We start from the raw sequence: 26,603 nt of genomic DNA on the forward strand, positions 1-26,603 counted from the left end.
GCCATCCCCCGCCTGATGAAGACAGCAAATAATGGAGAGCGGAGGTTTTCAGATGACCGTTATCAATTCCGCACCAAAGAGTAATCAGGATATCGTTCTTGATATCAGCGATGTTGCCAAATCATTTGGTCCCGTTGTTGCGCTCAAGCGTATGAATCTGACAGTCCGTCGCGGTCGCGTCCACACATTGCTTGGCGAGAACGGTGCTGGCAAATCCACACTGATGAAGATTCTTGCCGGTCTTTTCAAACCGACATCGGGCACGATCCTGTTCAAGGGGGAGCCTTACACACCCAAAAACCCACGCGATGCTCGCGCAAGCGGCATTTCAATTGTCTTTCAAGAGCTCAGCCTTTCCCGCAACCTGTCCGTTGCCGAAAATATCCTCGCCAATAATGAACCGAGCCGCTTCGGTTTCATTCGCGAACGGGAACTCAATATGGAAGCAACACGACTCATTGCGGAGCTAGGGCTTCCCGTTGATGCACGAGCAAAAGTCGGCGACCTTTCAATCGCGCAGCGTCAGCTCGTCGAGATTGCGAAAGGCCTGAGCCGTCCGGCTGATGTGGTCATTCTTGATGAACCGACCTCTTCCTTATCTGACAGCGAAGCAGAAATTCTTTTCACCATAATCGAACGGCTGAAAGCCCAAGGCACGGCTGTTATCTATATTTCACACCGCATGGAAGAAATCATGCGGCTCTCCGACGATATCACTGTAGTGCGCGACGGCGAGTATGTAACGACAACAGAAAAAAGCCAAACCAGCATCGACAAGCTCATCGCGTTAATGGTCGGGCGTGAGATGAATGATATCTATCCGCCTCGCGAGGCCCCTCGCCCATCAGCAATCGTTCCGTCCATTCTGGAGACCAGGAATCTTTCAGTTCCAGGTAAGTTCAACAATGTATCGATTGATGTGAAGCCCGGCGAAGTGCTTGGGTTGTTCGGTCTTGTCGGTTCTGGCCGATCAGATGTGATGAAGGCTCTCTTTGGCATGCTCCATCCCACCGGCGACATTCTGCTGGACGGAAAACCCATCAATCTCGCGTCACCGGCGCAGGCTATTGCAAACGGCATCGCCTTTGTAACAGAGAACCGCAAGGAAGAAGGCCTCGTTCTGCCCCATAGTGTTGAACGCAACATCAATATGGTAGCGCTCGGCCAGCTCGCAGGTCCTTTCGGCCTGATGCGCTCTTCAGCCGAGCGTTCCAGTGCCAAGGCCGAAGTGCTGCGACTGGCAATTAAAACGGCATCTATCGACACTGTTGCCGGTTCGCTGAGCGGCGGTAATCAACAGAAAATCGTGCTGGCAAAATGGCTTCAGATGAAGCCAAAAATACTGATACTTGATGAACCAACCCGCGGTGTAGACGTTGGCGCAAAATTTGAAATCTACCGCATTATCCGTGAACTTGCCGCCCATGGCGCGGCTATCCTGATGGTTTCTTCAGAGTTGCCGGAGGTTTTGGGTCTGAGTGATCGCGTCGTGGTTATGCACAACAAGCATGTCGCCGCAACACTCGATGCAGACGGCCTGACTCCTGAAACCGTCATGAGCTACGCAGCAGGAATGCACCAATGACAAACACACAAGACATTCAGAAAAAAGCCGCGGATGCGGAAGTCCGCCGCTCACTATTTTCTTCTCCACTGATCCGTCAATATGGCGGCATCGTCATTTCGCTGGCGGTTCTCTGTATCGTTTTTGCAGTGCTGAACCCGCGCTTTCTCGCATTCAACAACTTCATGAATATCATGCAGCAGGTGGCCGTGATCGCCGTCGCAGCCTACGGCATGACCTATGTGATCCTGCTCGGCGAAATCGATCTGTCTATCGGTTCAATCATAGCAGTTGCTGGCATGGTTGCTGCCCAAGCCTTTGCCATGGGCTTTGGCTTCGTTCCAACAGTTGTGTTCACGCTGGCAGCTGGTGCCATCATGGGGGCTATCAACGGTGTTCTGTCAGCAAAACTGATGCTGCCGTCTTTCATCGTGACTGTTGCCACAATGGGCATCTATCGCGGTATGGTCAGCCTGCCGACAAATGGTGCACCGGAAATCATTGAAAATGACACATGGCTGGCTATCGGCTCGGAAAGCTGGCTCGGGCTGCCGATCATCATCTGGATCGTCGGTGTATTGTTTTTTATCAACTATGTCATTCTCTCGAAGACCGTGTTTGGCCGCCGTATCTATCTTGCAGGCGGGAACAAGGAAGCGGCTATTTATTCCGGCATCCGCGTTGATCGCATCAAGATCATCGTCTTCATGCTGTCTGGCGTCATGGCTGCAATCAGCGGCATCCTGCTTTCATCGCGCTTGTCCTCTGCACAGACCAATGCCGGCATGGGTTACGAACTTGATGCTATTGCTGCCGTCGTTCTGGGTGGAACCTCACTTGCAGGTGGCGTTGGCACCATGGTCGGCACGATCCTTGGAGCACTGATCATCGGCGTGATCAATAACGGCATGAACATGCTGTCTGTCCCTTATTTCTATCAGCTCATCGTCAAGGGTGTCGTCATTCTTGTCGCTGTCTGGCTGGATGTCCGCTCTAAATCCGTCAGATCATAATTGGTTAATCGCATGAAAAAGATCATCACTATTGGCGAAATCGTCGTTGAGATTATGGCTGTGGAAACCGGCAATGGTTTCAAAAGTGCTATCCCGCTGATTGGCCCTTTTGCTTCTGGTGCCCCTGCGATTTTCATTGATCAGGCCGCTAAAATGGGCCAGCCATGCGGCATCGTGAGCGCGGTTGGCAATGATGATTTTGGCGCACTCAATATTGAGCGGCTGGAAAAAGATGGGGTTGATGTTGCAGCCATCAGCATCCATCCGACAGCAGCCACAGGTAGCGCTTTTGTGCGTTATCGTCCTGATGGAAATCGCGACTTCATCTTCAACATCAAGCACAGTGCATGCAGTGCGATTGCGCTCACACCCGAAGCTGAAAAGCTGATCGAGTCTGCCGATCATCTGCATATTATGGGTTCGGCCCTGTTTTCAGATGGAATTGTCGAAACAATTCACGAAGCAACTCTGCGCATCAAGGCCAAGGGCGGGACCATTTCCTTCGATCCGAATATCCGCAAGGAAATGCTTGACCTTCCGGGTATGCGCGCGGCGCTTGTCCATGCACTCGAACACACTGATCTGTTCATGCCAAGCGGGCCAGAGATTTTCCTTTTCACAAAAGCGACTGAAGAAAAAGCCGCTGTCGAAGAGTTGCTGGCGCGCGGGATCAAGGCGATTGTTATCAAGCGCGGTTCCGAAGGAGCGAGCTATTACGATCAATCCGGTCAAGTTTCGGCAGCGGCATTCAAAGTCGATGAAATCGACCCGACCGGCGCCGGCGACAGCTTTGGCGCGGCATTCGTCACCTGCTGGCTCCGCGGTCTTGCTCCACAAGAAGCATTGCATATTGCCAATGCGACTGGAGCATGCGCTGTGAGTGTAAAAGGTCCGATGGAAGGCACATCGACAATGGCTGAAATTACGGCTTTCATCGCAAAAAATGGCGTCCCATCTTAAGCGTAACCTGACCTTTAGGAAAATTTTAATGGCACATTCGTGCACAAAACAAAGGGCGGTTTGACCGCCCTTTTTCAATACCTGTTGTAAGACGGCTCGATCAATCAATGCGAAGAAACATCCGAAAATTCACCCTGGCGGGTAAAGGCGATGCCGTTCTGATCAAACAGGTGACAAAACTGCGGATCGACAGAGACCTTAATTGCCGTGTCTCCGCTAATCGGTGCAGTGCCCGGCGTTATGATGCAAAATGTTTCGCTCATGCCTTCCGGTACGCTGTAAACAATGGTTTGCTGTCCGAGGCGCTCGACAACGGACGAGTTAACAGTGATCGCGTTCAGGCCGTCACTAATCGCGACATGCTCGGGACGAATGCCCAATGTCAGTGTCTGGCCGGCTTGTGGACGGGCTGCTTCTTCACAAAGAACCGGCAAAACCAGTTCATTGTCTGCAAGCTTCACGCGGGCATAACCATTGCTCTCAAAACCAGAAAACGTCACCGGCAGCATATTCATGCGTGGGTTGCCGATGAAGCCAGCAACGAAGCTGTTGCGTGGTCGATGATAGAGTTCAAGCGGCGTACCAACCTGCGAGATGTTGCCACCTTCAAGCACAACGATACGATCAGCCATGGTCATGGCTTCGACCTGATCATGCGTCACATAGATCATGGTTGCGCCGAGCTGTTTGTGCAGCTTTGTCAGCTCAATCCGCATATCGGCACGAAGCGCTGCGTCAAGATTGGAAAGCGGCTCATCAAACAGGAAGATTTTTGGTTCACGAACAATCGCACGGCCAATGGCCACGCGCTGACGCTGACCGCCGGACAACATGCCGGGCTTCTGCTCAAGGCGCTGATCCAGATGTAGGATCGAAGCCGCATGTTCCACCTTGCGCTTGATGGTGGCATTGTCGGCACCTTCGACGCGCAGCGGGAATGCGATATTTTCAAAAACACTCATATGCGGATAGAGCGCATAGCTCTGGAACACCATCGCGATGCCGCGCTTGACCGGAGGCAGATCGTTGACGCGCTTTTCATCAATGACGATATCGCCCGATGTCGTATCCTCAAGGCCCGCGATCATGCGCAGAAGCGTGGACTTGCCGCAGCCCGATGGTCCGACAAAGACCATGAACTCGCCGTCATTCACTTCAAGGGATACGTTCTTGACGACGTCAAACTGGCCGAAGCTCTTGACAATATTCTTGAGGGATAATTTTCCCACGCTGCTCTCCTGCGGCCGAAACTCTTATTTATAACCCGCCCTGCCAAAAGCTTCGGCAGGGCGGATAAGCTGTCGATTTAGTTCAGCTTCTTCAGTTCTTCATCTGCCTTCTTCAGCGCATCTTCAGGCTTTGCATCGCCTGTGATGACGGACTGAACCATGGCAATCATGACGTTCTGGAAACCGCGCCAATCGGTGAAGAGCGGCTCTGCACCACCATACTGGATGCCTTCGATCAGAGGGCGCCAATAAGGAATATCGACCATGACCTTATCAACTGCAGGAGATGGCCGCATTGGCGTCAAGCCTTCATCGGTTGCCAGTTCATATTCTTCCTGAATAGCAGGCGACGTGATGTATTTGGCAAACTCGGAAGCTTTTTCCTCAACGCCCGAATCCTTGAACACGGCAAGGCTGTCAGTAATCACCAGCGTGCCTGGGCCCTTCGCATCAGGACCAACGGGGAGCGTCGCGATGCCCCAGTTAAACTTTGAATCCTGAAGACGAACAGCGGCACCCGAGCCGCCCTGGATCATGCCGACTTTGCCGTCGAGGAAAATCGCGCGGACTTCGTTCTGCTCATAAGCTGTCGGACCTTCTTCGGCGTAAGCCTTGATATCGTTATAAGCCTTGAGAGCAGCCAGAACCTGCGGATTATCGATGACCACTTCACCCTTGTCGTTCAGGATCTTGCCGTCATTGGTGTAAACCCAGTGCAGGAACTGGTGCACAGTGTTGTCGAAAGTCTTTGCCGACAGGCCATAGCCTGGAATGCCGGTCTTTTCCTTGATGATTTTGGCGAATTCGATTTCTTCCGCCCAGGTCCGTGGTGGCTTTTCAGGATCGAGACCAGCCTGCTTGAACAGGTCCTTGTTCCAGTAGAGAACCTTGGTCGAAAGTGCGATCGGCACGCCCCACTGGGTGCCGTCATAGGTGACCGTTTCAACGACGTGCGGAAAATAAGTTGCCTTTTCCTCATCACTCATCGGCACCTGAACGATCATGTCGTTGTCGGCAAATTCCTTGAGCGTGCGCGAACCGACATAGGCGATTGCTGGCGGTGTGCCTGCAGCGGCAAGTGTCGTTGCCTTGTCCTGGCACTGTGCCCAGCCGACCACTTCAACAGCGATCTTCCAATCCGGGTTCTTTTCTTCCCAGGCCTTGATGTATTTGTCATGCGTCTTGTCGAGCTTGTCGCCGCAATAGATCCATGAGATCTCCTGAGCTGCCGCCGATGCACCCAGCGTGCCCAGCATCGTGCTGCCTGCGAGAACAAGCGCTGCAGCCCCCATTTTTAATATCGTCGTCACCTCTGGAAACTCCCTTATCATGGTAGATGTTTAGACGGATTGTTATTGCTTCACCGCGCCCGCAGTCAGACCCCCGACCAGATAACGCTGTAAAAGGAAGATAATGATCATCGCCGGTGCGATGCCGATAAACGATGCCGCCATCAGCTCATTCCACACCACTTCCTGCTTGCCAAAGAAGGCAAAGAGACCAACCGGCAGCGGCATGTATTCAGCCTTGGAATTGAACGTCAGTGCAAAGATGAACTGCTGCGCATAGGCACCGATGAAAGTGGTGATGGCCACAACGATGATACCCGGCATGGCAATCGGCAGAATGACCCGGCGCAGCGTGTAGAACTGGCTTGCGCCATCCATATAGGCAGCTTCATTCAGCTCACGCGGAATACGCATCATGTAAGTGCGCAGCAGCCAGATTGCCGCCGGAATGAGAAATGCTACACCCGGCACAATCATCGCCGCATAGGTGTTAAGCAGCTGAAAGCTGCGCATCAAGCGGAACAGCGGTATCAGCAGAACTGCGCCTGAAAACATGTTAATGGCCAGAAAGCCGCCAAGGATCAGCCCAGCTCCGCGAAACTCGAAGCGCGAGAAAGCGTAAGCAGCAGGCACGACCAGAAGCAACACGATGACCGTGACCACTGTTGAGATAAAGAACGAGTTGAAGATATAGCGCCCGAACTGCGGCACGCTCTTCCACATCGAGAAATAGGCATCAAAACTGCCATTTTCAGGCCAGAATGTATAAGGCGAAGAAAACAGCTGGTTGAGCGGTTTCAGCGAAACCAGAAAGCCTTCGATGAACGGCGCCAAAAGGAAAAACAGGAATACTGCAATTCCCACATAGGCTCCGATTTTTTCATACCATGTGTAGCGGTCGATCAGCGGCGTGTTTTGCGTTTGGCTCATTGTTTGTCCCCTTATGCCAGCTTTTCGGGGCTGATGCGTCGCGTGACACGGAAATAAGCAAGGCAGAACAGCGACAGGAATATGCAGATCGTGACAGCACGCGCTGCACCCTCACCGTAACGCTTGGAACCGATAGCGGTCTGATAGGTGTCGATAATCATCGTGGTGGTCGAGCCATTTGGGCCGCCCTGCGTCAGAATCCAGATGATGTCGAACGAATTGAATGTCGCAATGGTCGATAACATCGACATGGTGATGATGGCAGGCAGCATCAGCGGCAACGTCACCCGGCGGAAACGGTACATGCGGCCTGCGCCATCCGTCCACGCAGCTTCATAGAGATCCTTCGGGATCGCCTGAAGAGCGGCGAGGAAATAGAGCGTCACCATTGGCACGCCGATCCAGACGTCGGTCACAATAGTTGCCCAAAATGCCGTCGAGCCATGCGCAAGAAACGCAACCGGACCATCGACCAGACCGAAACGCTGAAGCATACCTGAAATCATGCCGAACTGACCGTTATACATCCAGCTCCACATGAAGATACCAATCGCCATTGGCACGATCCATGGCGGCATGATCATGATGCGAAACAGTGCGCGTCCCGGCAAAGCCATGTTGAGAAGCACTGCTCCAAACATGCCGATCGATATTTTCATCAACACCGAAAAGAACGTCCAGACGAATGTACGGCCAATGACGGCCAAAAACTGCGCATTGGCAATCTTTTCATAATTGGCCCAGCCAACCCAATTGGTTGTGCGGCGCAGCGATGCATCGGTGAAAGACAGGATGAAGGTGTCGATTAGCGGATAGGCAACGATGGCCAGCACATAGACGAGTGCCGGTGCCAGCATGACCCACGCAAAGATGACTTTGGAGCGTTGCATTCCCATATATCAGATCAAGCTTTCTGAAGTGCTGTGTCAAAGCGCTCCCACACGGGACGCAGATCGATGACCGTACGCTTTTCGCGCGCTTCATCCATTGCCATGGCGAGAATGCCCGCTTCCATCGCATCAAGCGGCGAAACAGGAAGCGGTCCACCATGCATGACATGCGCGATCACTTCTTCTGCCATTTTCTCGTCAGCACCATAATGCTGCGAAAGTTCAGTACGTGTCGCATATTCCTTGTGAATGGTGCGCTTTTCGTTCAGCACTTCATGCACATCGAAATAGCCGCGAATGAAATCGCCTTCGGCCTGACCGCGCGTTCCGAAAATCGCAAAGCGGCGGAACTGGTCGGGCGCATTCAGATTTGTGTGGAAGTTCATGCCAACGCCATTGGCATATTCAATGATCGCGACCTGATAATCGATGATGTCACCATCGGAATCGAAAACTTTGTCAGAACCTTGCCAGCCGGTCGGCTTGCGATGAAACAGCGACATGTCGTTGATGCCTTCACGACGCGGATCATTTTCTGGAATAAAGGTCTTACGCCCACCAAAACTTGCAACCCGCTCAGGGCGCGATCCGATCACGCTGTTGTAGAGATCGAGATCGTGGCAGCATTTCTCTAGCAGGAAGCTGCCTGACCACTTCGAATAACGGCGCCAGTCGCGCATGAAGAATGCGCCATGATACGGATAAATATGTTCAGCCGCTTCGACCGAAACGATATTGCCGAGCAGCCCATCGCTCTTGGCCTGCATCAGATCGCGATACATAGGGGCGTAACGCAGGACGAGGCCTACCAGCAAACGCTCCTGACCATGCTTGGCAAGAAGTTCAGCCAGCGCATAGGTCTGCTCGATAGATGACACAATCGGCTTTTCGGTGAAAACCGTAAGACCCGCTTCAAGCCCCACACGAATATGATCGAGATGCATATGGTTTGGCGAGCCGATCATCAGAAGATCGAAGGTCTCATTGGCGATCAGCTCTTCCGGCGTTGCATATTGCTTACCAGCTGAAATGCCATGCTCATCGAGTTCCGCCATGCCTGCGGGAGCAGGGTCGACATAGCCGACAATCTGGAAATCGGGATCTAGCGCATTGAAGACAAAACCCAAATAACCCAGACGATATCCCAATCCTACAATGCCGACTTTCACGATGAACTCCCATGCGGTTTTTAGTAAGATGAAAATCTGAGCGGCAAAATGTCAAGAAAAAAACACGCATAATTTAGCAAAGCAAAAGCTTTCACACAGAGTTGAAGCCTTTCAGAAAAGGCATTTCTGGACGACTGCCTGAAAAGAAATCATATTGCTCAAAATCGGATCAACATGTTCAAATAGCGATCTTAACGGATGCATTCTAAAATTTTACTAATTAAAACAATTATTTAAGTTGAAATCTATATCATAAGCCACCTGGAAGAACGCGCCAAAGCACAATATTACACGACAAATTCTCCCTTCGTGAGACGCATAAAGTCATGTTAAATCCGCAACAAAGGAATTTAATAACTATTAAATCAAAAGCGCACAAATTTTAGGATGGACAAAATCTTAAGAAGGCGATGTTATAGTTACTAACAGGCGCCATGCCTGAAAACCGCATGATTTGACGCATAAGCGACCGAGACTCAGCGGAATTGCACATTTCTGGAACGCACATTTGATCAAACGTGATTTTTACTTTTGATCATGCGCTTGTATTGCTGGTGGAGAATTGCATGCCTAGCCTATTCCGACTTGAAAACTCGTGGGTCGCAAACCCTGCACCAGCCGGAACCATGACAATTGAAGTGTTTAATCTGTCGGATGAAACCCTGACCGATTTCTCGCTTTGCTACACCAGCATTACACGAATCGTTGGAGAACCGCAGATCACGAACGGACACTTTGTCCTGCATGATGGCAGCTTCAACGAAATAGCTGCGCCCGAAGGCTTCACATTGAAGCCAGGTGGAACATGGACGGTGAGCGTCGCACCACTTAATCGCTCACCGTTCCATGTTAATGACGGAGCGAAGACGGCTTATCTCAAATGTGCCGATGGCCGTTTGATCGACATTGAGACCGGTGAACTGGCACTATCAGGACAGATACCCCCGCTGCCCGGTGCCCGTCTGCCGGAAGGCCGTCTTACGCTTCCGTTTTCCCTGCTGCCATGGCCTGTAAAATTTGAGGCCGAAGCAGGCAGCACACCAATTGCACTGCATCCCGCAGAAGGTACTGATCTTGCAGGTCTGCGTGCACTTTCACTGGTCGAGGAGCTCCATGCGCGGCTGTTTCCGCAAGCACGTCAGGTCTTTTCGCTCAGGCCTGTCGAAGGCGGTCGCGCTGTTTCCATCAAGGCCGATGCGAGCATCAAAAAGAGCGGCTTCACAATCGATTTCACCGCTGATCTGATCACGGTTACTGGTTCAGATAATGATGGCACACGCCATGGTCTTATCGCGCTGGCACACATCCTTGATGGTGCGAAACAGGATGCAGACCGCTTCAAATTCCCGGTTTCAGGCCGCATCGAAGATGCCCCACGCCATGACTGGCGCGGCTGCCTTCTCGATGTTTCGCGCCATTTCTGGACGCATGATGAAGTTACCCGCTTCCTCGACATCATGGCATGGTATCGCCTGAACACCTTCCATTGGCATCTGACCGACGACGAAGCGTGGCGCATTGAAATTCCGGAGCTGCCGGAACTGACTTCCATTGGAGCAACCCGCGCTCCGAACAGCCCAATGCTGCCTCAGCTCGGCGACACGACGGAAGCTTCACACGGGTTTTATACGCAGGCAGAGATCCGCTCAGTCGTTGCACATGCACTCTCGCTTGGCATCGAAGTGGTTCCGGAAGTCGATATGCCCGGTCATTGCAAGGCGGTACTGACCGCTCTGCCTTATCTACAGGATCGCAATGAAGCAAATGAGTCCTACACCACCGTTCAGGGCTTCACGAACAACGCGCTTAACCCAGCGATTCCCGCGACCTGGGAGTTTGTGAAGACAATTCTCGACAATATCGTTTCGCTGTTTCCGGGCCGTTATATCCATATTGGCGGCGACGAAGTTGCTGACGGATCATGGATCGGCTCGCCGCTTGCACGCGAACTGATGGAGCGCGAAGGTCTCGAAGGTACGTTTGAGCTTCAATCATGGTTTATGCGCAAACTCAAGATCATGCTGGAACAGCGTGGCCGTGTTCTTGCTGGCTGGAACGAGGTAGCTCATGGTGGCGGCGTGCAGCCGGAAGGCACTTTGCTGATGGCGTGGCAGGCACCGGAAATCGGCATTGAGCTTGCGAAGCAGGGTTATGACGTCGTCATGACACCGGGTCAGGCCTATTATCTTGATATGGCGCAATCGCATAACTGGTGGGAACCGGGTGCGGGCTGGGCTGGCGCTTCCACGCCGGAGGAAAGCTACGCTTACGAAGCAGCAGGCGATTTCCCGCCGGAACTGGCGCCGCATCTCAAAGGCGTTCAGGCCTGTATCTGGTGTGAACATTTCACCAGCCACGCCTATTTCAACGACCTCACCTTCCCGCGCCTGTTGGCTGTGGCCGAAGCTGCGTGGACACCGGCATCCGAAAAAGACTGGCTGCGCTTTGCTGTACAGGCACGTCGCCATCCGCTGTTCTGATATCGTTTTACAGCAGGAATCAGGAAAGCGTGACGCGGACAATGGCGACTTCAAGCCTTGATCTTGTTCGAAAATATCCGATCGTGCGTGCCAGCACGATCGCGATCCTGTTCTTTGGTTTTGCGGGAGCGGCCACAACACCTTATCAGCCGATTGTCGGTATCCGGGTCATCGGCTTAAGCGACTTCTCTTACTCGGTCGTGGCTTTTTGTGCGGTTGTCGCTAATCTTGCAGCCAGCATTGCCATCGGACTTGTTTCTGATCGTATCGGGCGTTATCGCGCACCGATGGTGATTGTGACTGCCCTTGGCATTGCAGGTTTCGGCCTGATCTGGCTGTTTCCCTCGCCATTTGTCTTTGCACTGGCAACCATTGGCCCGATTGCGCTTTTCAATGTTGTCAGCACGCTTTTATTCGCGAATATCCGCAATCATTCCGCCGGGATGACACCGATTGAACTTAGCGATTCGATCACCATCGTTCGCATGGCGATCTCGATTGCATGGATTCTCGTTCCCGGACTTGTCGGTGCGGCCCTTGCCGGAACCGGCTCGCCCTTGACCGCTTATTCATTTGCCACACTGCTTTCGCTCGGTTGCTTGCTGTCGATCATCACGCTCATGCCCAATGATCATAAGCCGGACAAAAACGCGCAAAGCACTAAGCCATCAAGTCTTGCCGATCTTCAGCGCCTGATTTCACCCAGCGTCTTCGTACGGTTGATCGGAACCGCACTGATCACCTCCGTTTTGCACGTCAATGCTATCGCGCTACCGCTGATCATAACAGGACGCGGCGGCGGCTCGGTTGAAGATGTCGGCATGGTCATGGGCTTTGTCGCAGGGCTTGAAGCAATCCTGATGCTGGTCTGGGCGCGCATTGGCCGCAGCAAAAGCCAGATCAGTATCTTCTTTGTCGCGTCACTGCTTTATGCAATCTATCTGGTCTGGCTTGCATTCCTCACCACACGATGGGAGATTTACGCCGCATCAGCAATCGGGGGGATCGGCGCTGCTGCAATCGTGAGCCAGCCAATAAGCTATCTGCTTGGTATCATTCACGATCGGCCCGGCCTGTCGGCTTCCCTGATCGCAATCAACATGTTTGTCGGTGGCGGCATTGGCACGGGCCTGTTTGCGATTGGGACAAGCATTGCCGGCTATGGAACAGTCACGATTATCGGGGCGATAGCGGGATTGTCGGGTGTCGCAATACTGGCGAAGGTAGAGTACAAGAAGAACTGAGGGGGATGCCTTGAAGCGGATACTGCTGGAAGTCTGCGTTGATGACGCCCAAGGTCTTGATGCCGCAATCAAAGGCGGCGCAGACCGGATCGAGCTTTGCTCGGCACTGGCAATCGGCGGACTGACGCCCTCTATTGGTCTCATGCAACTTGCAGCCAAAGCACCAATTCCGATCATGGTGATGATAAGGCCACGCGCTGGCAGCTTCGTCTGGACCGAAGGCGAATTGCAGATCATGGAAGCCGAAATTGCAACAACAAGAGCCCTCGGCCTCGCAGGTGTTGTGATTGGTGCCAATCTGCCTGATGGCAGACTGGATAAGGCCGCGCTGCAAAGACTGGTGAAAACAGCGCAAGGCCTTGAAATTGTGCTGCATCGCTCAATCGACCTGACGCCTGACGCAGCAGAAGCCGTGCAAATAGCGGTCGCACTTGGCATCAACCGAATCCTGAGTTCGGGTGGGGCATTAAAAGCCGTATCCGGCCTTGAGCGCCTTGCGGAAATGCAGAGTGCTGCCAAAGACGAAATCACCATCATGCCGGGTTCGGGTGTAAATGTGGGTACACTTCCGGCAATCGCTGCGGCATTACCTGATCTCACTGAAATTCACGCATCCTGCAGTGCGCCAATCAATGCGGATGAAGTTTTGCTGAATTTCGGCTTCGCTGTACCGGGTGCAACGAGAACCACAGCTGCGAAAGTTGCCGAGCTGCGCGCGGCGCTTGATGCCGTTGCCGACGGAAGACAGCCGCCTTCCTGATGTGCAGGCGGATGAAGCAAAGGAATTTGTGTTGAAATAAACAAAAGACATTAGAAATTTGTGTTGAAGTAAATTTTTCTTTTCAATAGAAAATCCCAACACAAGGAAAGGGCCGGAGTTGCAACCGACAGAAGACCTCTATCAGACTGTGCAGGCAGCAGTGCCGGAGCTTACTCCAAAGCTGCGAGGCATATGCCTGTTGATCGAAAACGATCCAGTAGGCTTCATTCGCTCCACGGCACGCGAATTGTGCAATCAGCTTGGCACATCTGAGCCAACGCTCATCCGTTTCTGCCAACGCTTTGGTTATGCTGGCCTAGCAGATTTCCGCATCGACCTTGCTTTATCGCTTGCCCAGCGCCCCGGACTCGTGCCCGCTGGTGTGGAAGCAAATCCGGTTGATCGTCGTGCTGTCAATTTCGCCGCCAAGGATGCAATTGGACGCAAGGCAGTTCATTTGCTCGAAGGCGATACTTCAGTGCTGTTTGACAACGGTTCAAGCGCCGAGCGTCTGGCCGCTCATCTTGGCAATCTCGCACCGCTCATCGTCATGACCCGCAGTCTCGACGTCGCACAGAGTGTGCTGCGCCACAAACAGCATCAGGTGATGCTGACCGGTGGCAGCATTCGTCGCGAAACCATGTCTGTCACAGGACGGCTAGTTGAAACTGCCCTTTCTGAAATGCGCTTCGACACTTTTGTGATGGGTGCGGACAGTATTGACCCGGAAACCGGTGTGAGCACTTTCCTGGAAGACGAAGCCCACGAAAACCGGGCAATGATTGAAGCTTCCGGCCGCATCATTGTTTTGGCCGACAAGACCAAATTCAGCAAACCACGGCTGCATCGTATCTGCGCAATAGACCGGATTACGGCGATCGTAACCGATCTTGAACCAAATCACGAAATAGCCAACCGCATCCGCGAGCGCGGTGTGCGTGTTATCAGTACTCAAGAGGACGGCGTTAATGACTAAACTGGAAGACAGCCATACCTGGCAGGAAATTCATGCACAGCCGGGCATCTGGCAGGCATGGGCTGCTCCACTTGCCAAACAGTCGGCTGAAATCCGTGAATGGATCGCCGCCAAAGGCATCAAGCGTATTGTTTTCAGCGGCGCGGGCACCTCGGCCTTTATCGGGCAGGCTCTTGCATCGGTGAAGGCTGGCACGATTTCGCTGACCGCTATTCCGACCACCGACATTGTTTCCAATCCTTCTGAAACGCTGTCTGATGATGCGGAACTGCTCGTCGTGCAGTTTGGCCGTAGTGGCAACAGCTCGGAAACCATCGCAACCCTCGACTTGCTGGACGAGCACTTCCCGAAGGCACACCGTCTGAACATTACCTGCAATGGCGAGAGCGCACTGGCCGTTCGTGCTGCAAAAGGTCCGGGCGAACAACGCGTGATCGTTTTGCCGGAAGCGACCCACGACCGCGCCTTTGCCATGACGTCGAGCTATACGACGATGCTCCTGTCGGCGCTCGCCTGCATTGATGACACGGTAGATGTCGCGGACAAGCTTAACAAGCTCTCGGCTGCAGGTGCAAAAGCGATTGCAAAGCTCGACGCAATGTCTGCCCCGCATCCAGAGCGCGCAATCTTCCTGGGCTCAGGCGCATTGACCGGCGTCTCCCGCGAAAGCGCACTCAAGGTTCTTGAGCTGACCGCAGGTCAGGTCATGACCAACTGGGACAGCACACTTGGCTTCCGCCATGGCCCGAAGGCCAGCGTTGTCGGCAACACCCGCGTTGTGGTTTTCATTCATCCGGATCAGTATACCGCGCGCTATGATCGCGACATTGCAGTTGAGATTGCTCAACAGTTCGCGACAGCGACGGTTACGACAGTTGGTGGCGACGAAGGTTGTGATCTTGTGCTTGATCTTACTGGTGACAGCCGCTGGGATTCCGTGCTTTACGTGCTTCTCGCGCAAATCTGGTCAGCACGTTGGTCGGCAGAACTCGAAATCAACATCGACAACCCGTTTATTGATCAGGGCAACCTGACACGCGTTGTTTCGGGCGTTAAGATTTACCCGTTTGCGGCATGAAACACGAGGTCAGCATGATCTGCGGCGCCATTGATCTGGGCGGCACCAAAATTGAGGGCCGCCTGTTCGACGCAAATATGGAAACAGTTCTGACACGGCGTATTCCAACGCCTGTCAGCGACTTTAGAGCCTTTATCGACGGGCTTTCCGCGCAGATTGAATGGCTGACCGAGACGGCGGGCAATCCAAATCTGCCCGTCGGCATCAGCCTGCCCGGCTGGATTGATCCGGCCACCGGCCATGGCTTTGCATCCAATATTCCGATCACCGGTCGCGATGTGGGGGAAGCGTTGGTCAAACGGTTCGGACGCAGCTTTCCGTTGATGAACGACTGCATGGCTTTCGCCTATTCGGAAGCGCATGGCGGGGCGGCTGAAGGAAGCCTTGCGATGATTGGCCTGATTGTCGGCACCGGCATGGGCGCCGGCGTGGTGATCAACGGTGAAATTCCCCCACGCTATAATGGTCTTGCACTGGAAATCGGCCATACGGGCATGCCTGCACGCATCCTGAGTGAGCAGAACCTTCCATTGATCCCTTGCGGCTGCGGCAAAACAGGCTGCATGGAACGCTATGTTTCTGGAACAGGCCTTGCCGATATTTCCAAAATCAAGCTTGGTGAGACCATCACTAATCAGGAACTGACGTTGCGTGCTTCCAATGGCGACACAAGCGCGGAGCAGGTCCTCGATGACTGGGCTGATCTGATGGCGGAATCGCTTCTGACCATGCAGCTCGTTGTCGATCCCGATTGCTTTGTGCTGGGCGGTGGCCTGTCTAATATGGATGGTGTTTCCGAACGCGTTTCAAAAGCATTTGAAAAGCGCAAACTTGGTCCCACACGCATTCCCGCCATCAGAACTGCACGTTTCGGTGATAGTTCGGGCGCACGCGGCGTTGCGCTGTATGCATTAAATAAATCAGGAGAAAGCCAATGACTCGTCTTGTCGCCCCCGATTATGTGTTTCTGAACGGGCGGCTTCAGACTGGTCTGGTGGCCGAGATTGGTACAGCCGGGATTGTTCACCTTCGTCCGCGCAAATCAGACGAAATGCCGGATTTGACGCCACACGTGCTCATGCCAGCCTGTATCGACCTTCAGGTCAATGGTGCAGGCGGCGTCATGCTGAATTCTGACACGAGCGCCAAGGGCATTGCGCATATCATCTCGACACTGCGCAAGCTTGGTACGGGCTGGGTTTTACCAACGCTCATTACCTGTGAACCGGAGCGTATCATTCAGGCGGCTCATGCGGCTGTCGAGTGCAAGGGAATGGATGGCTTCTTCGGCCTCCACATCGAAGGCCCGCATCTCAACCCCGCCCGCAAAGGCACGCATCGCGTTGAATTCATTCGCCCGATGGATGCATCCACGCTTGAAGCGCTCAAAATTCTGCGCAAGGCGGATGTTCCTGTGATGCTGACACTCGCACCGGAAATGGTGCCGGGCGACACGATCCGCGAGATCGCCGATATGGGTGTCGTGGTTTCCGCCGGCCACACCAATGGCACGACGGAACAGGCACAAGCCGGACTTGCCGCAGGTGTGAGTTGCTTCACCCATCTTTACAACGCTATGCCGCCGATGACCTCGCGCGAGCCCGGCGTGGTCGGCACTGCAATCGACAGCGAGGCTTTCGCCGGCATCATTGTCGATGGGCATCATGTGACATGGCAGATGGTCGGCATCGCATGGCGTGCACGCCCAAAGCGCGACCGTATGTTTCTTGTATCTGACGCCATGTCCACCATTGGCGGGCCGGATCATTTCGAGCTATATGGCGAACGGATCCAAGTGCGCGACGGTGCCCTCGTCAATGCCGCCGGCTCGCTTGCAGGCGCCCATATCGATATGGTCGGCTGCCTTGCTAATCTGGTTCAACATGTCGGCGTAAAGCTTGAAGAAGCTATTCGCGCGGCTTGTGTCGTGCCTGCCGATGTGATGGGTGTCGCCGCACCAAATCTTGGTGCCGGAACACCACTACCCCAACTTCTTGCGCTTGACAGCAATCTGCAGCGCATTTCCCTTTGATATGCATCTTTACCCCATGGAGTCCCTTTATGAGCAGCACTCAGAGCTTAAGCAAACTTCCCGCCCGTTACGCGAGTGGTGCGCGTGGAGGCATCACCTCGATCTGCTCGGCACATCCTCTGGTAATCGAAGCGGCTCTTCTTGAAGGCATTGCCACCAACACTGACGTTCTGATCGAAGCCACCTGCAATCAGGTCAACCAGGACGGCGGCTATACCGGCATGACACCAGCAGATTTCCGCCGCTTTGTCGAAGACATCGCAGCGCGTCTCGGGTTCGATACAAAACGGCTTATTTTAGGCGGCGACCACCTCGGTCCCAATCCGTGGAAGCATCTCAGTGCCGAAGAAGCAATGGCCAAATCCGAAGTGATGATGGATGGCTTTGTGCGTGCAGGCTTCACCAAAATCCATCTCGACACGTCCATGGGCTGTGCCGGTGAGCCTGTGGCGCTCCCGGATGCTGTAACGGCTGAACGCGCGGCACGTCTTGCCAAGGTTGCAGAAAAGGCAGCTGCCGAATCCGGCTTTGATCTGCCTGTCTATATTGTCGGTACGGAAGTTCCAATTCCGGGCGGTGCGATGGAAGAAATCGAAGATCTGGAACTGACGAAGCCAGATGCAGCGCTTGAAACCATCTCCATTCATCGCAAGGCTTTTGCAGCGCTCGGCCTTGAAGATGCGTTTTCTCGCGCCATTGGTGTTGTCGTGCAGCCGGGCGTGGAATTCGGTAATGAAAACGTTGTCTATTACGACAGCGACAAAGCAACCGCTCTTAGCGGCGTTCTCAACGAAACCCCACAATTTGTCTTCGAGGCCCATTCGACCGACTATCAGCCGGTTGAGGCGCTCTCGGCACTGGTGCATGATGGCTTTGCCATTCTGAAAGTCGGACCGGGCCTGACATTCGCGCTGCGTGAGGCACTTTACGGCCTTGATCAGATTGCAGCTTTCCTGGACAAACTGCCGGAAGAAGAAACCGTTCGCGGCAAGCTTGAGAAACTCCTTCTCAATGAACCTAAAAACTGGGAAAAATATTATCATGGCGATGCGGAGGAGCTGCGTATTCAGCGCCATTTCTCCTATAGTGACCGCATTCGCTATTACTGGCCGCACCCGGAAGCCGTGGCAGCCGTCAATTCGCTGCTAAAGCGTCTTGAAGGTCGTAAAATCCCGGAAACGCTGATCAGCCAGTATCTCGGTACACTTTATCCGGCTGTTGCAGCAGGCAAGGTTCAAGCCACGCCGCATGCGCTGATGGTCGAAGCCGTCAGAAATGTCATCCGGGTTTATGGAAAAGCTGTCGGAACACATTAAAAAACAAAAGGGCGGAAATTCCGCCCTTTTTCTATTAGCTCTTAAGTGACGGGCTACCCCCCTTAACGCCGATTGAAAATTGGCACTCTTTTTTCCTTGAACGCCGCACGCCCTTCCTGCGCATCAGCTGTTGCAAAGCAGATTGTTTGCAGGTCGCGTTCGTACTCGATAGCTTTTTCAAGTGGCATCGAAACGGCCGCTTTGAGATTAAGCTTGGCGGTTTTCGGAAAATGATGCGCGATAAAATAAAGATTTAGAGCGGCGATCTGATTCAATCAGACCGAAACGCGCTCTAGGCATCTCATAAGTATCGAGCTCACGAATAATACCTTTTGTTCTTGTCTTGATCTGTTTGCAGTAGCAACCCAACTTTTGCCCCCGCCGTTTTAGGGCTTTTTGATCTAACCTGGCTTTCGCAATTCGATTTAGGTGCGATTGTGACAATGGAAAATGAAAATAACACCAGCGCCACACTATCTTAAACTTGACAATTGTAATCTAGTATTTAAGCAGTGAAGTCAGCGCCAATATCACTCCAGTTGGCTTAAGAGGCTCATTTCGGCTGCGGACACATCAATGGAAAAAGCGAAGGCTGAGCAGCTAGAGCTCTTATATCGAAATGAGTATCGTCGCCTTGAGCGCATAGCTATGCGTCAAGTGAGTCCTTTTAGCGCGGCTGATGTGGTTCAGGATGTATTTACAGCTATCTGGTCCAAGGCAAAGACGCATGTGACCCTTTCGCCAGCCTATCTTTCACAGGCGACCAAGTTTGCGGCTATCAGTCGGTTTCGCTCGGAAAATCGACGCCAGAAATTTCTGGATGGCCTGACTGAAGAGCAGTACACACCTCCCGTCATCCAGCCCGACCAGATCGTTGCGGCCCGTGAAGATTTTAAACGCCTGGAAACCGCTATTGCGTCGTTGCCTCTAAGAACGCGTCAAATATTTCTGCTCAACCGGATACGCGGTTGTACCTATGATGAAATTGCCGTTGGACTGGAAATATCTTACAGCACGGTCGAGCGCGAAATGGCCAAGGCGATAATGGCGTGTAAGCATTCGACATAGGCGATCGCAAATTTTGAGGGCACAACCTGCTTCATGGAAAACCGCGAAACCACCGAGCCCCAAGACCAGTCGCTTGTAGAGAAATCCGCGATTGCCTGGTTTACGCGCATCAATGGTAACCCGACACGCACCGAAAAACGGGATTTTGCTACTTGGCTTGAGATGAGCCCAGAGAATAAGGCTGCTTATCAGGAAGTAAGCGCTTTATGGTCCGACATTGGAGCTGTTGCAGACAGCGTGGCTAAAAATGCCAATAGTGAACTCGACATTCCGATGAAGAAGATTGAGGACTTTCGTCGCAAAAAATGGAACGCAAAGTCAGGCGCTTTGATCGCTGGTTGTATCATGGCGTTTTTTATCGGCGCCTGGGTGTGGGTGAATGATCCAAGTTTGCTTCAGAATATGACCGCTGATTATAGTACTATCAAAGGCGAACGACGTTTAGTTACGCTGACAGACGGATCAACAATCCTCATGAATGCCGACACTGCATTGGATGCGGATATTTCCACGACAATGCGGCGTATTCATCTTTTGCGTGGAAACGCATATTTCACTGTTCAGAAGAATGGTGCTCCCTTTGTCGTACAGGCTGGCAATGGCGAGGCGCGTGTTTTGGGAACGCAATTTGACGTCGGCATAAATGGAAATGATGACGTCACAGTCACTGTGGCGGAAGGCAGCGTTGAAGTGTCGGCCGTCGATGAAACCCAAAAAGCAATACTTAAGCCCGGTGAAAGCATCGAATATGATAGGGCTGGCTTGGGGACGGTGAATGCTGTTGATATCGCCGAGCGCTTGGCGTGGCATGAGGGACGTCTCATATTTGACAATGCGCGCCTTGGTGATGTTCTTGCCCAGATCGAGCGCTATCAAGACGGCCGTATTGTCGTTCTTTCGTCTGAATTGAGAAACAGACGGGTGAGCGGCAACATTTCCCTTGATAAGACGATGACCACACTCGAAGCAATGCACTCGTCTGTTGGCTTCAGGATGACCAATCTTGTTGGGAAGGTCATTGTAATAAGCCCATAAATTATTTTTTAAAAAATCCCTTTTTTGTGAGGGTCCACTTCCTTCTCCGGCGATATGATAGTGAGAGTGCTAGAAAACGACCGCCTCTCGAATTTTATTTTGTTGAGAGGGTATGGATTATGGGCAAGTTGCCAAGCCGCAGGAGAATGGTTTTTCTTCTTGCATCGACAGTTCTAACGGCGGCAATAACCAGCAGTCTCCTTTGTGGAACAGCCTCTGCACAGGCGACAGCCCAGACTTATCAATTTAACGTCCCAGCCAAACCTATTCGTCAGGCCATGAACGATATTGTTCGTGTCACAGGTATTGATGTTGTGTTTCCCGAAACAGCGGCAGCGTCCGGCATCGGCCGCCCCGTGCAAGGTATGATGACGCCACAACAGGCTGTCGCAACCTTGTTAACGGGAACAGGACTGGCACACAAATTCACCAGCACAAAGACGGTAACCATTTCAGACCCCACCAAGGAATCGTCACAGCTCAGTGCACCGGCTGCCGATGGCACGACCGTTTTGAACACAATTACAGTGACTGGCGGACATGGCGCTTTAGGTAGTCATGATGACACTTACACATCCGCTGGGTCCGTTGCGTATATCTCAAGCGAGGAAATAGAACAAAAAAGAGGCACTTCCGTAGGGGATTTTCTCGGAGGTGTTCCCGGTGTTCTCAACGGTGATAGTCGTAATTCGGGCGCACTTGATGTCAATATTCGCGGGATGCAGGGACAGGGCCGCGTACCCGTAATCATAGATGGCGCCTCTCAGGAACAGACAGTTTATCGTGGTTATAACGGTGCGCGATCAGGCAGCTATGTTGACCCGGATCTGATTGGCGAAGTTTCAATCGAAAAAGGAGCAAGCTCGGGCGCCGATGCCACAGGTGCCATCGGCGGCATCGTTCGCATGCGAACGATCACTGTTGACGATATCCTGATACCCGGCAAAAAGTTTGGTGTGCGGTTACGCGGCGGTTTTAACAGCAACAGTACCTCCGTGCCGCCAGTCTTCACACAAGGCGGAATGTTGGGCGGCCGCTTTCCTGAAGGAACGACACCTGACGTGCGCGATGGTGGCAACATGGATAGGCCCGGTTTGCTCGATCCCACCGGTGGTAACGGTAGTGTAGCGGGAGCCTTTACCTCCGAAAATATTGACTTGGTTGCAGCTTATGCCCGGCGCAAAAACGGCAATTATTTTTCCGGCGAGCATGGCAAGGGGCAGCCACATTTTGTCGATCTCGGCACCGAATATGGCTACACAACCATCGGATACGAAGGACTGTCGCCCTGGAAGGGCGGAGAGGAAATTCTGAATACATCGACCGACAACAAATCGTTGTTGCTTAAGGGAAATATACGCTTTGGAGACGATCACGCCCTTGAACTGAGCTACATGAATTACGACAGTACGTTCGGTGAAATCATGCCAACCCGACTTGGTACCCACACAAGTGCAGTGGGCGGTTTCCAGTCAGAGCTTGATAAGCTTGAACTTAAAACATGGACGGCACGCTATCGTTGGGATCCGGAAAGTGACTTGATCAACCTGAAAGTTGACGTCTTCCGCACTGATATGGATCATCGGGCAACCAACTTGCTTTCTTTTAGCGGCATCACCACGGAGAGCTATAGCTGGTCGCAGACTATACGTGACGGCGTAACAATCTCGAATGAAAGCCAAATTGCTGCGGTCCCTGGCGACTTCAAATTCGAATATGGAGGCGCATGGAAGCATGAGAAAGTAGGGGCGCCCGACGATTATGAAAACGACAAATGGTTCGTCAATCATCTTGAATTCCCCCCCCGGACAGGCTCACGGACGGAAAAAAGCGCGTTCGTTAATGCAAACTGGGAAATCGATCCTCAATGGCAATTGAAGGCCGGTCTACGTTATTCGGATTATAAAACGACAGATCAGAACTACTCTTTAGAACCGCTCACTTATTGGCCAAATGCAACCTATCAACTTGTTCCCGGAAAGGACACATATCGTTCGGGACACGGTTGGTCGAAAAATGTTTCGCTTAGTTGGACACCGACTGACAGTATTCAGCTCTATGGACGTTATTCTGATGCAATAAGGCTGCCGACAGTATTTGAATCTATAAAAGGCTTTTCAACAGGGCTGATGCCGGACGAGCTGGAACCAGAACGCGCCAAGACGTTTGAAGTAGGAGCAAACAAATCGTTCGAAAATATCATCGGGGAAAATGATCGCCTTCGTACCCATATTGCTTACTATGATAACGACATTGATAATTATCTAACTCGTTCAAATGTGCCATACAACATCCCCGGCCAAACAAGCATTATCGGTTCACTCGGCATGGTTAATTTGGAAAACGCTCGCATGTCGGGTATTGAGGTTAGCGCTGACTATGAACGTGGCCCATTGTCCGCACGCCTCTCCTGGAACCACGCCCTTAAATCGCGCTTCTGTGCAAGGCCCGGCACTCTTCATCGCGTCGATGACTTGTGTTCAGAGGGAGGTTTCGCAAATAGCTATGCTTTGCAGCACGTCCCACCAAAAGACACGGTTTCGATGCAGCTGAGTTACAAAATGTTTGAGGAACGTCTCACCTTGGGGACTCGCGTGAGCTATTTTTCAAATCGCTTTGTGAAAAGCAAAGCAGATTCAACAAGTGAAATCCAGCCCGGCAATTGGGAACCATATACACTTGTTGACGTCTTCGGCAGTTACAAGTTCGACGAGACAAAGCAACTCGATTTTGCAATCGACAATCTGACGGATCGTTACTACATGGATGCTCTGAATGCTGCACTCATGCCCGGACCGGGACGTACTTTCAGGCTGAATATGACTGCGAAGTTCTAGAGCATCTGCTTCGAGGAAGGGGATAATTCAGCTTTCAATAAACTAATATATCCCCCCTCTGACATACAAAAAATTATCACTGCGTTTTCTTCCGATACTCTCAAGCTTTGCATGAACTTGGCCGAAAACAACGCTACAAAGCGTATTAATGCAATCGCTCACGTATCCCCACCGAAATTGCAGTTAATTGCTTAACCCAGCACTATAAGACAGCTGGTTTGCTTGGTTTGATTTTATGATCTTTCATTAAAAATTAACGAATGGACAAAGGGATTTTTCCATCGAACCTCGAATGTAACTTCTTCAAACAGATCATATTAGGCGTGACGGTGACCGTCAAAGGCCAGCTGATTTGGAGACGCAAATTGCTTCGAAAAGCTTAAGATCCGGCATCAGTGATCCGTTGATCGCAAATTGTTATGATGTTCATGCAAATTATCTGTCTGCGCCTGAAGAAAAAGTCTCTTCACAGAATAAACAGAAGTCGCGCGCTCCGCACCAATCACCTAAGAAGGCGTAAAAGGGATTAAAGAACTCTATAATATAAAAATTGATCAATTTTTCTATGAAATTATATCGATAAGGTCGATTGAAACACCGATTACTAACCACCTTAATCGAAAAGCAAATCCCCCTGAAGGCAGCTCTGCTCGCAATTGGCTTGATTTGTAACAATCTTATAGAGCGCATAAATTATCGCGCCACAAACGATTCACTTTATAAATATGATTAGAACTCAGATATTATCATAATGCGATTATTGCCAATTTTTCTTACATGGCCGAAGCCAATTTTTTGGCTTGACGATAGCTAATTCCCAAAAACGCCTTATTTATTCACAATCTCTCCGTTGACTCTCTTTGTATAGTTATTCAATTACGACCTACAGCATAGAATGATCGATTAGTGGACGCCCCTGGAATACGACAGATGGCCAATTTGGATTAATTATGAGTATTGAAGTTTTGGATAAAGGCGAGCCCAGTGGATTAGCTCAGGCTGAGCCCACTAAGGGACCTGGTGTCGCCATTCGCGACATTACCGAAGCACTATCAAAATATAGGTTGGCGCTTATTTTTGGTTGGCAAGATGTAGCACAACGCTACCGCAGATCAAGGGTCGGCGCATTTTGGCTCACGTTGAATATGGCCGTACTTATCGGTGCTTTGGGTTTGATTTTTGGCACTTTGTTTCAAAGCGATATGAGACATTTTCTGCCTTACGTTTGCGCCGGTATAATAACATGGAGTTTTATTTCCACATCAGTTGGCGATGGATGTTCGACTTTTATTGCGTCCCACGGCATAATTTTGCAGGTCAGGATGCCGCTATTTACGCATGTAATGCGTGGCTTATGGCGTAACATCATCATATTTTTTCATAATATAGTCATTTTTCCAATAATCGCCATTGCTGTTGGGGGCAGTATAAACTTCAATATAATATGGGCGATTCCTGGATTTGCCTTACTGTGTATAAATTTAGCTTGGATAATGCTAATTCTTGCAATTCTCTGCGCTCGATATCGGGACATGAGCCAAATTATAACTAACATCTTGCAGGTATTGTTCTATGCGACACCCATTATGTGGATGGTAAAAGTTCTCCCAGGCCACGTTTCGCGCGCATTCATAGAGTGGAACCCAGTCTATCATCTCATTGAATTAATTCGAGCTCCGCTGCTGGGCAACTCTCCAACAGCTTTGGATTGGGCCGTTTGCGTTGCAGCAGCATTCTTTGGATGGGCCTTGGCTATCGTATTTTTTGGGCGCTACCGTTCCCGTGTAGCGTATTGGTTGTAGGAATGAGTTTTATTCAATTAAAAGACGTAAGTGTCGAATTCCCAATATATAACTCCTCGAGTAGATCGCTAAAAAACCGCGTTCTAAGCATAGCCACCGGAGGGAAAATTGAGAGGCGCAGTGATCGATTAGTTATCGTTCGCGGATTGGATGGTGTTTCGCTTACGTTTAAAGATGGTGATCGGATTGGACTTATTGGGCATAATGGATCAGGTAAAACAACGCTTCTGCGGGTTTTATCCGGGATTTATATTCCTACTCAAGGGACTTCCGTAATCGACGGTCATTGCGTATCGCTGATCAACATTAATCTTGGAATAGATCCTGATGCGACCGGTCGCGAGAATATACGTCTCCGCTCGGCGATGATGGGTATGCATCCTCGAGAGATTACAGAAAAATTTGATCAAATCGCAGAGTTTTCCGGATTGGGTGAATTCCTCGACGTCCCCTTTCGTACCTATTCATCTGGCATGCAGCTGAGATTAGCTTTTGCGACCTCCACAGCAGTTCGTCCTGAAATCTTGATAATGGACGAATGGCTTTCGACTGGTGACGAGGATTTTAAAGAACGTGCGAATGAGCGAATGAGCGAGCTGGTTAATTCAACAAAAATTCTTGTTTTGGCGAGCCATTCCAAACAACTATTGGAAAAAAATTGTAACCGAGTTGTGTGGCTCGAACATGGGAAAATCAAAATGGATGGTAGTCCATCAGACGTGTTACCTGCCTATTTTGGCAGGTAAGATAAAATTAGCTTTATTGATGATTCAATTTTCAAAATTATTTCGACAGTCAGTTGAATAAGAGTTCAAAAAGCAACTTTTAGTGCGAAGATTAGAAAAATCGTCAAAGCTTATGTCTGATTTTTATCGATTTTTGAATTCGCTCCAGTGGTGCCGCCCCGTTTTTAACGGGGACTCGTTAGATG

General features: G+C 51.5%; 21 protein-coding genes and 1 pseudogene. 16 read left to right on the top strand and 6 right to left on the bottom strand.

The genetic code is table 11. The annotated features are described in order from the left end of the window. Positions 1 to 52 precede the first annotated feature (52 nt). Genes H5024_RS12750 through H5024_RS12760 form a run of 3 tightly spaced genes read left to right on the top strand, consistent with a single transcriptional unit; the run spans position 53 to position 3,537 of the window. Entirely contained in the window at positions 53 to 1,585 is a 1,533-nt protein-coding gene (locus H5024_RS12750; protein ID WP_187547387.1) for a sugar ABC transporter ATP-binding protein, read from the top strand. Next, a complete protein-coding gene (locus H5024_RS12755) occupies positions 1,582 to 2,577 on the top strand; it encodes a ribose ABC transporter permease (protein WP_247875283.1) in 996 nt (331 codons plus the stop codon). Before H5024_RS12750 ends, H5024_RS12755 begins: the two co-directional genes overlap by 4 nt. A gap of 12 nt (positions 2,578 to 2,589) precedes the next feature. Continuing rightward, the gene (locus tag H5024_RS12760; protein ID WP_187547389.1) at positions 2,590 to 3,537 is read left to right on the top strand and encodes a sugar kinase; all 948 of its coding nucleotides are present in this window, start codon (positions 2,590 to 2,592) and stop codon (positions 3,535 to 3,537) included. Positions 3,538 to 3,641: 104 nt separating this feature from the next. On the opposite strand, the gene ugpC is transcribed toward H5024_RS12760, so the two are convergent. The 5 genes from ugpC to H5024_RS12785 form a co-directional block, all read right to left on the bottom strand. Beyond that, positions 3,642 to 4,766 carry a sn-glycerol-3-phosphate ABC transporter ATP-binding protein UgpC gene (gene ugpC / locus H5024_RS12765; RefSeq protein WP_187547391.1) on the bottom strand — a complete coding sequence of 375 codons (1,125 nt, stop codon included), beginning with the start codon at positions 4,764 to 4,766 and terminating at the stop codon, positions 3,642 to 3,644. Positions 4,767 to 4,843: 77 nt separating this feature from the next. Next, a complete protein-coding gene (locus H5024_RS12770; RefSeq protein ID WP_187548606.1) occupies positions 4,844 to 6,058 on the bottom strand; it encodes an extracellular solute-binding protein in 1,215 nt (404 codons plus the stop codon). 60 nt (positions 6,059 to 6,118) lie between these two features. Further along, the gene (locus H5024_RS12775) at positions 6,119 to 6,985 is read right to left on the bottom strand and encodes a carbohydrate ABC transporter permease (RefSeq protein WP_187547392.1); all 867 of its coding nucleotides are present in this window, start codon (positions 6,983 to 6,985) and stop codon (positions 6,119 to 6,121) included. An 11-nt stretch (positions 6,986 to 6,996) separates the two neighbouring features. Continuing rightward, the gene (locus H5024_RS12780; RefSeq protein WP_187547394.1) at positions 6,997 to 7,881 is read right to left on the bottom strand and encodes a sugar ABC transporter permease; all 885 of its coding nucleotides are present in this window, start codon (positions 7,879 to 7,881) and stop codon (positions 6,997 to 6,999) included. 8 nt (positions 7,882 to 7,889) lie between these two features. After that, the gene (locus tag H5024_RS12785) at positions 7,890 to 9,044 is read right to left on the bottom strand and encodes a Gfo/Idh/MocA family oxidoreductase (protein WP_187547396.1); all 1,155 of its coding nucleotides are present in this window, start codon (positions 9,042 to 9,044) and stop codon (positions 7,890 to 7,892) included. A 566-nt stretch (positions 9,045 to 9,610) separates the two neighbouring features. On the opposite strand from H5024_RS12785, the gene H5024_RS12790 reads away from it, so the two are divergent. The 8 genes from H5024_RS12790 to H5024_RS12825 all read left to right on the top strand — a co-directional run bounded on the left by H5024_RS12790 (position 9,611) and on the right by H5024_RS12825 (position 18,930). Further along, the gene (locus H5024_RS12790) at positions 9,611 to 11,524 is read left to right on the top strand and encodes a family 20 glycosylhydrolase (protein WP_187547398.1); all 1,914 of its coding nucleotides are present in this window, start codon (positions 9,611 to 9,613) and stop codon (positions 11,522 to 11,524) included. Between the two features lie 29 nt (positions 11,525 to 11,553). After that, on the top strand, positions 11,554 to 12,768 hold the full coding sequence (locus H5024_RS12795; RefSeq protein ID WP_187547399.1) for an MFS transporter: 1,215 nt from the start codon (positions 11,554 to 11,556) through the stop codon (positions 12,766 to 12,768). 10 nt (positions 12,769 to 12,778) lie between these two features. Next, complete coding sequence (locus tag H5024_RS12800; RefSeq protein ID WP_187547400.1) at positions 12,779 to 13,528, top strand: copper homeostasis protein CutC; 750 nt, start codon at positions 12,779 to 12,781, stop codon at positions 13,526 to 13,528. 118 nt (positions 13,529 to 13,646) lie between these two features. Then, the gene (locus H5024_RS12805; RefSeq protein ID WP_187547402.1) at positions 13,647 to 14,504 is read left to right on the top strand and encodes a transcriptional regulator; all 858 of its coding nucleotides are present in this window, start codon (positions 13,647 to 13,649) and stop codon (positions 14,502 to 14,504) included. Next, the gene (locus tag H5024_RS12810) at positions 14,497 to 15,582 is read left to right on the top strand and encodes an SIS domain-containing protein (RefSeq protein ID WP_187547405.1); all 1,086 of its coding nucleotides are present in this window, start codon (positions 14,497 to 14,499) and stop codon (positions 15,580 to 15,582) included. The genes H5024_RS12805 and H5024_RS12810 overlap by 8 nt, the downstream gene beginning before the upstream one ends. A gap of 14 nt (positions 15,583 to 15,596) precedes the next feature. Continuing rightward, entirely contained in the window at positions 15,597 to 16,520 is a 924-nt protein-coding gene (locus H5024_RS12815) for an ROK family protein (RefSeq protein WP_247875284.1), read from the top strand. Continuing rightward, positions 16,517 to 17,614 carry an N-acetylglucosamine-6-phosphate deacetylase gene (gene nagA, locus H5024_RS12820; RefSeq protein WP_187547409.1) on the top strand — a complete coding sequence of 366 codons (1,098 nt, stop codon included), beginning with the start codon at positions 16,517 to 16,519 and terminating at the stop codon, positions 17,612 to 17,614. Before H5024_RS12815 ends, nagA begins: the two co-directional genes overlap by 4 nt. 29 nt (positions 17,615 to 17,643) lie before the next feature. Next, positions 17,644 to 18,930, top strand: a complete 1,287-nt coding sequence (locus tag H5024_RS12825; RefSeq protein ID WP_187547412.1) for a D-tagatose-bisphosphate aldolase, class II, non-catalytic subunit — start codon at positions 17,644 to 17,646, stop codon at positions 18,928 to 18,930. Positions 18,931 to 18,992: 62 nt separating this feature from the next. Here H5024_RS12825 and H5024_RS21615 read toward each other — a convergent pair. Continuing rightward, positions 18,993 to 19,154, bottom strand: a pseudogene (locus H5024_RS21615) (enoyl-CoA hydratase-related protein); the annotation flags it as partial. 352 nt (positions 19,155 to 19,506) lie between these two features. Between H5024_RS21615 and H5024_RS12830 the strand changes: the two are divergent. The 5 genes from H5024_RS12830 to H5024_RS12850 all read left to right on the top strand — a co-directional run bounded on the left by H5024_RS12830 (position 19,507) and on the right by H5024_RS12850 (position 26,418). Beyond that, on the top strand, positions 19,507 to 19,998 hold the full coding sequence (locus H5024_RS12830; protein WP_187547414.1) for a sigma-70 family RNA polymerase sigma factor: 492 nt from the start codon (positions 19,507 to 19,509) through the stop codon (positions 19,996 to 19,998). A 33-nt stretch (positions 19,999 to 20,031) separates the two neighbouring features. Continuing rightward, entirely contained in the window at positions 20,032 to 21,033 is a 1,002-nt protein-coding gene (locus H5024_RS12835) for a FecR family protein (protein WP_187547416.1), read from the top strand. Positions 21,034 to 21,179: 146 nt separating this feature from the next. Beyond that, positions 21,180 to 23,870: a TonB-dependent receptor gene (locus tag H5024_RS12840; protein WP_187547418.1), complete on the top strand. Its 2,691-nt coding sequence runs from the start codon at positions 21,180 to 21,182 to the stop codon at positions 23,868 to 23,870. A 950-nt stretch (positions 23,871 to 24,820) separates the two neighbouring features. Then, on the top strand, positions 24,821 to 25,672 hold the full coding sequence (locus H5024_RS12845) for an ABC transporter permease (RefSeq protein ID WP_187547421.1): 852 nt from the start codon (positions 24,821 to 24,823) through the stop codon (positions 25,670 to 25,672). 2 nt (positions 25,673 to 25,674) lie between these two features. Continuing rightward, a complete protein-coding gene (locus H5024_RS12850) occupies positions 25,675 to 26,418 on the top strand; it encodes an ABC transporter ATP-binding protein (RefSeq protein ID WP_187547423.1) in 744 nt (247 codons plus the stop codon). Positions 26,419 to 26,603: the final 185 nt, after the last annotated feature.

Origin of the sequence: Ochrobactrum sp. Marseille-Q0166 (genome assembly GCF_014397025.1) — a bacterium.
Lineage (GTDB): Bacteria > Pseudomonadota > Alphaproteobacteria > Rhizobiales > Rhizobiaceae > Brucella.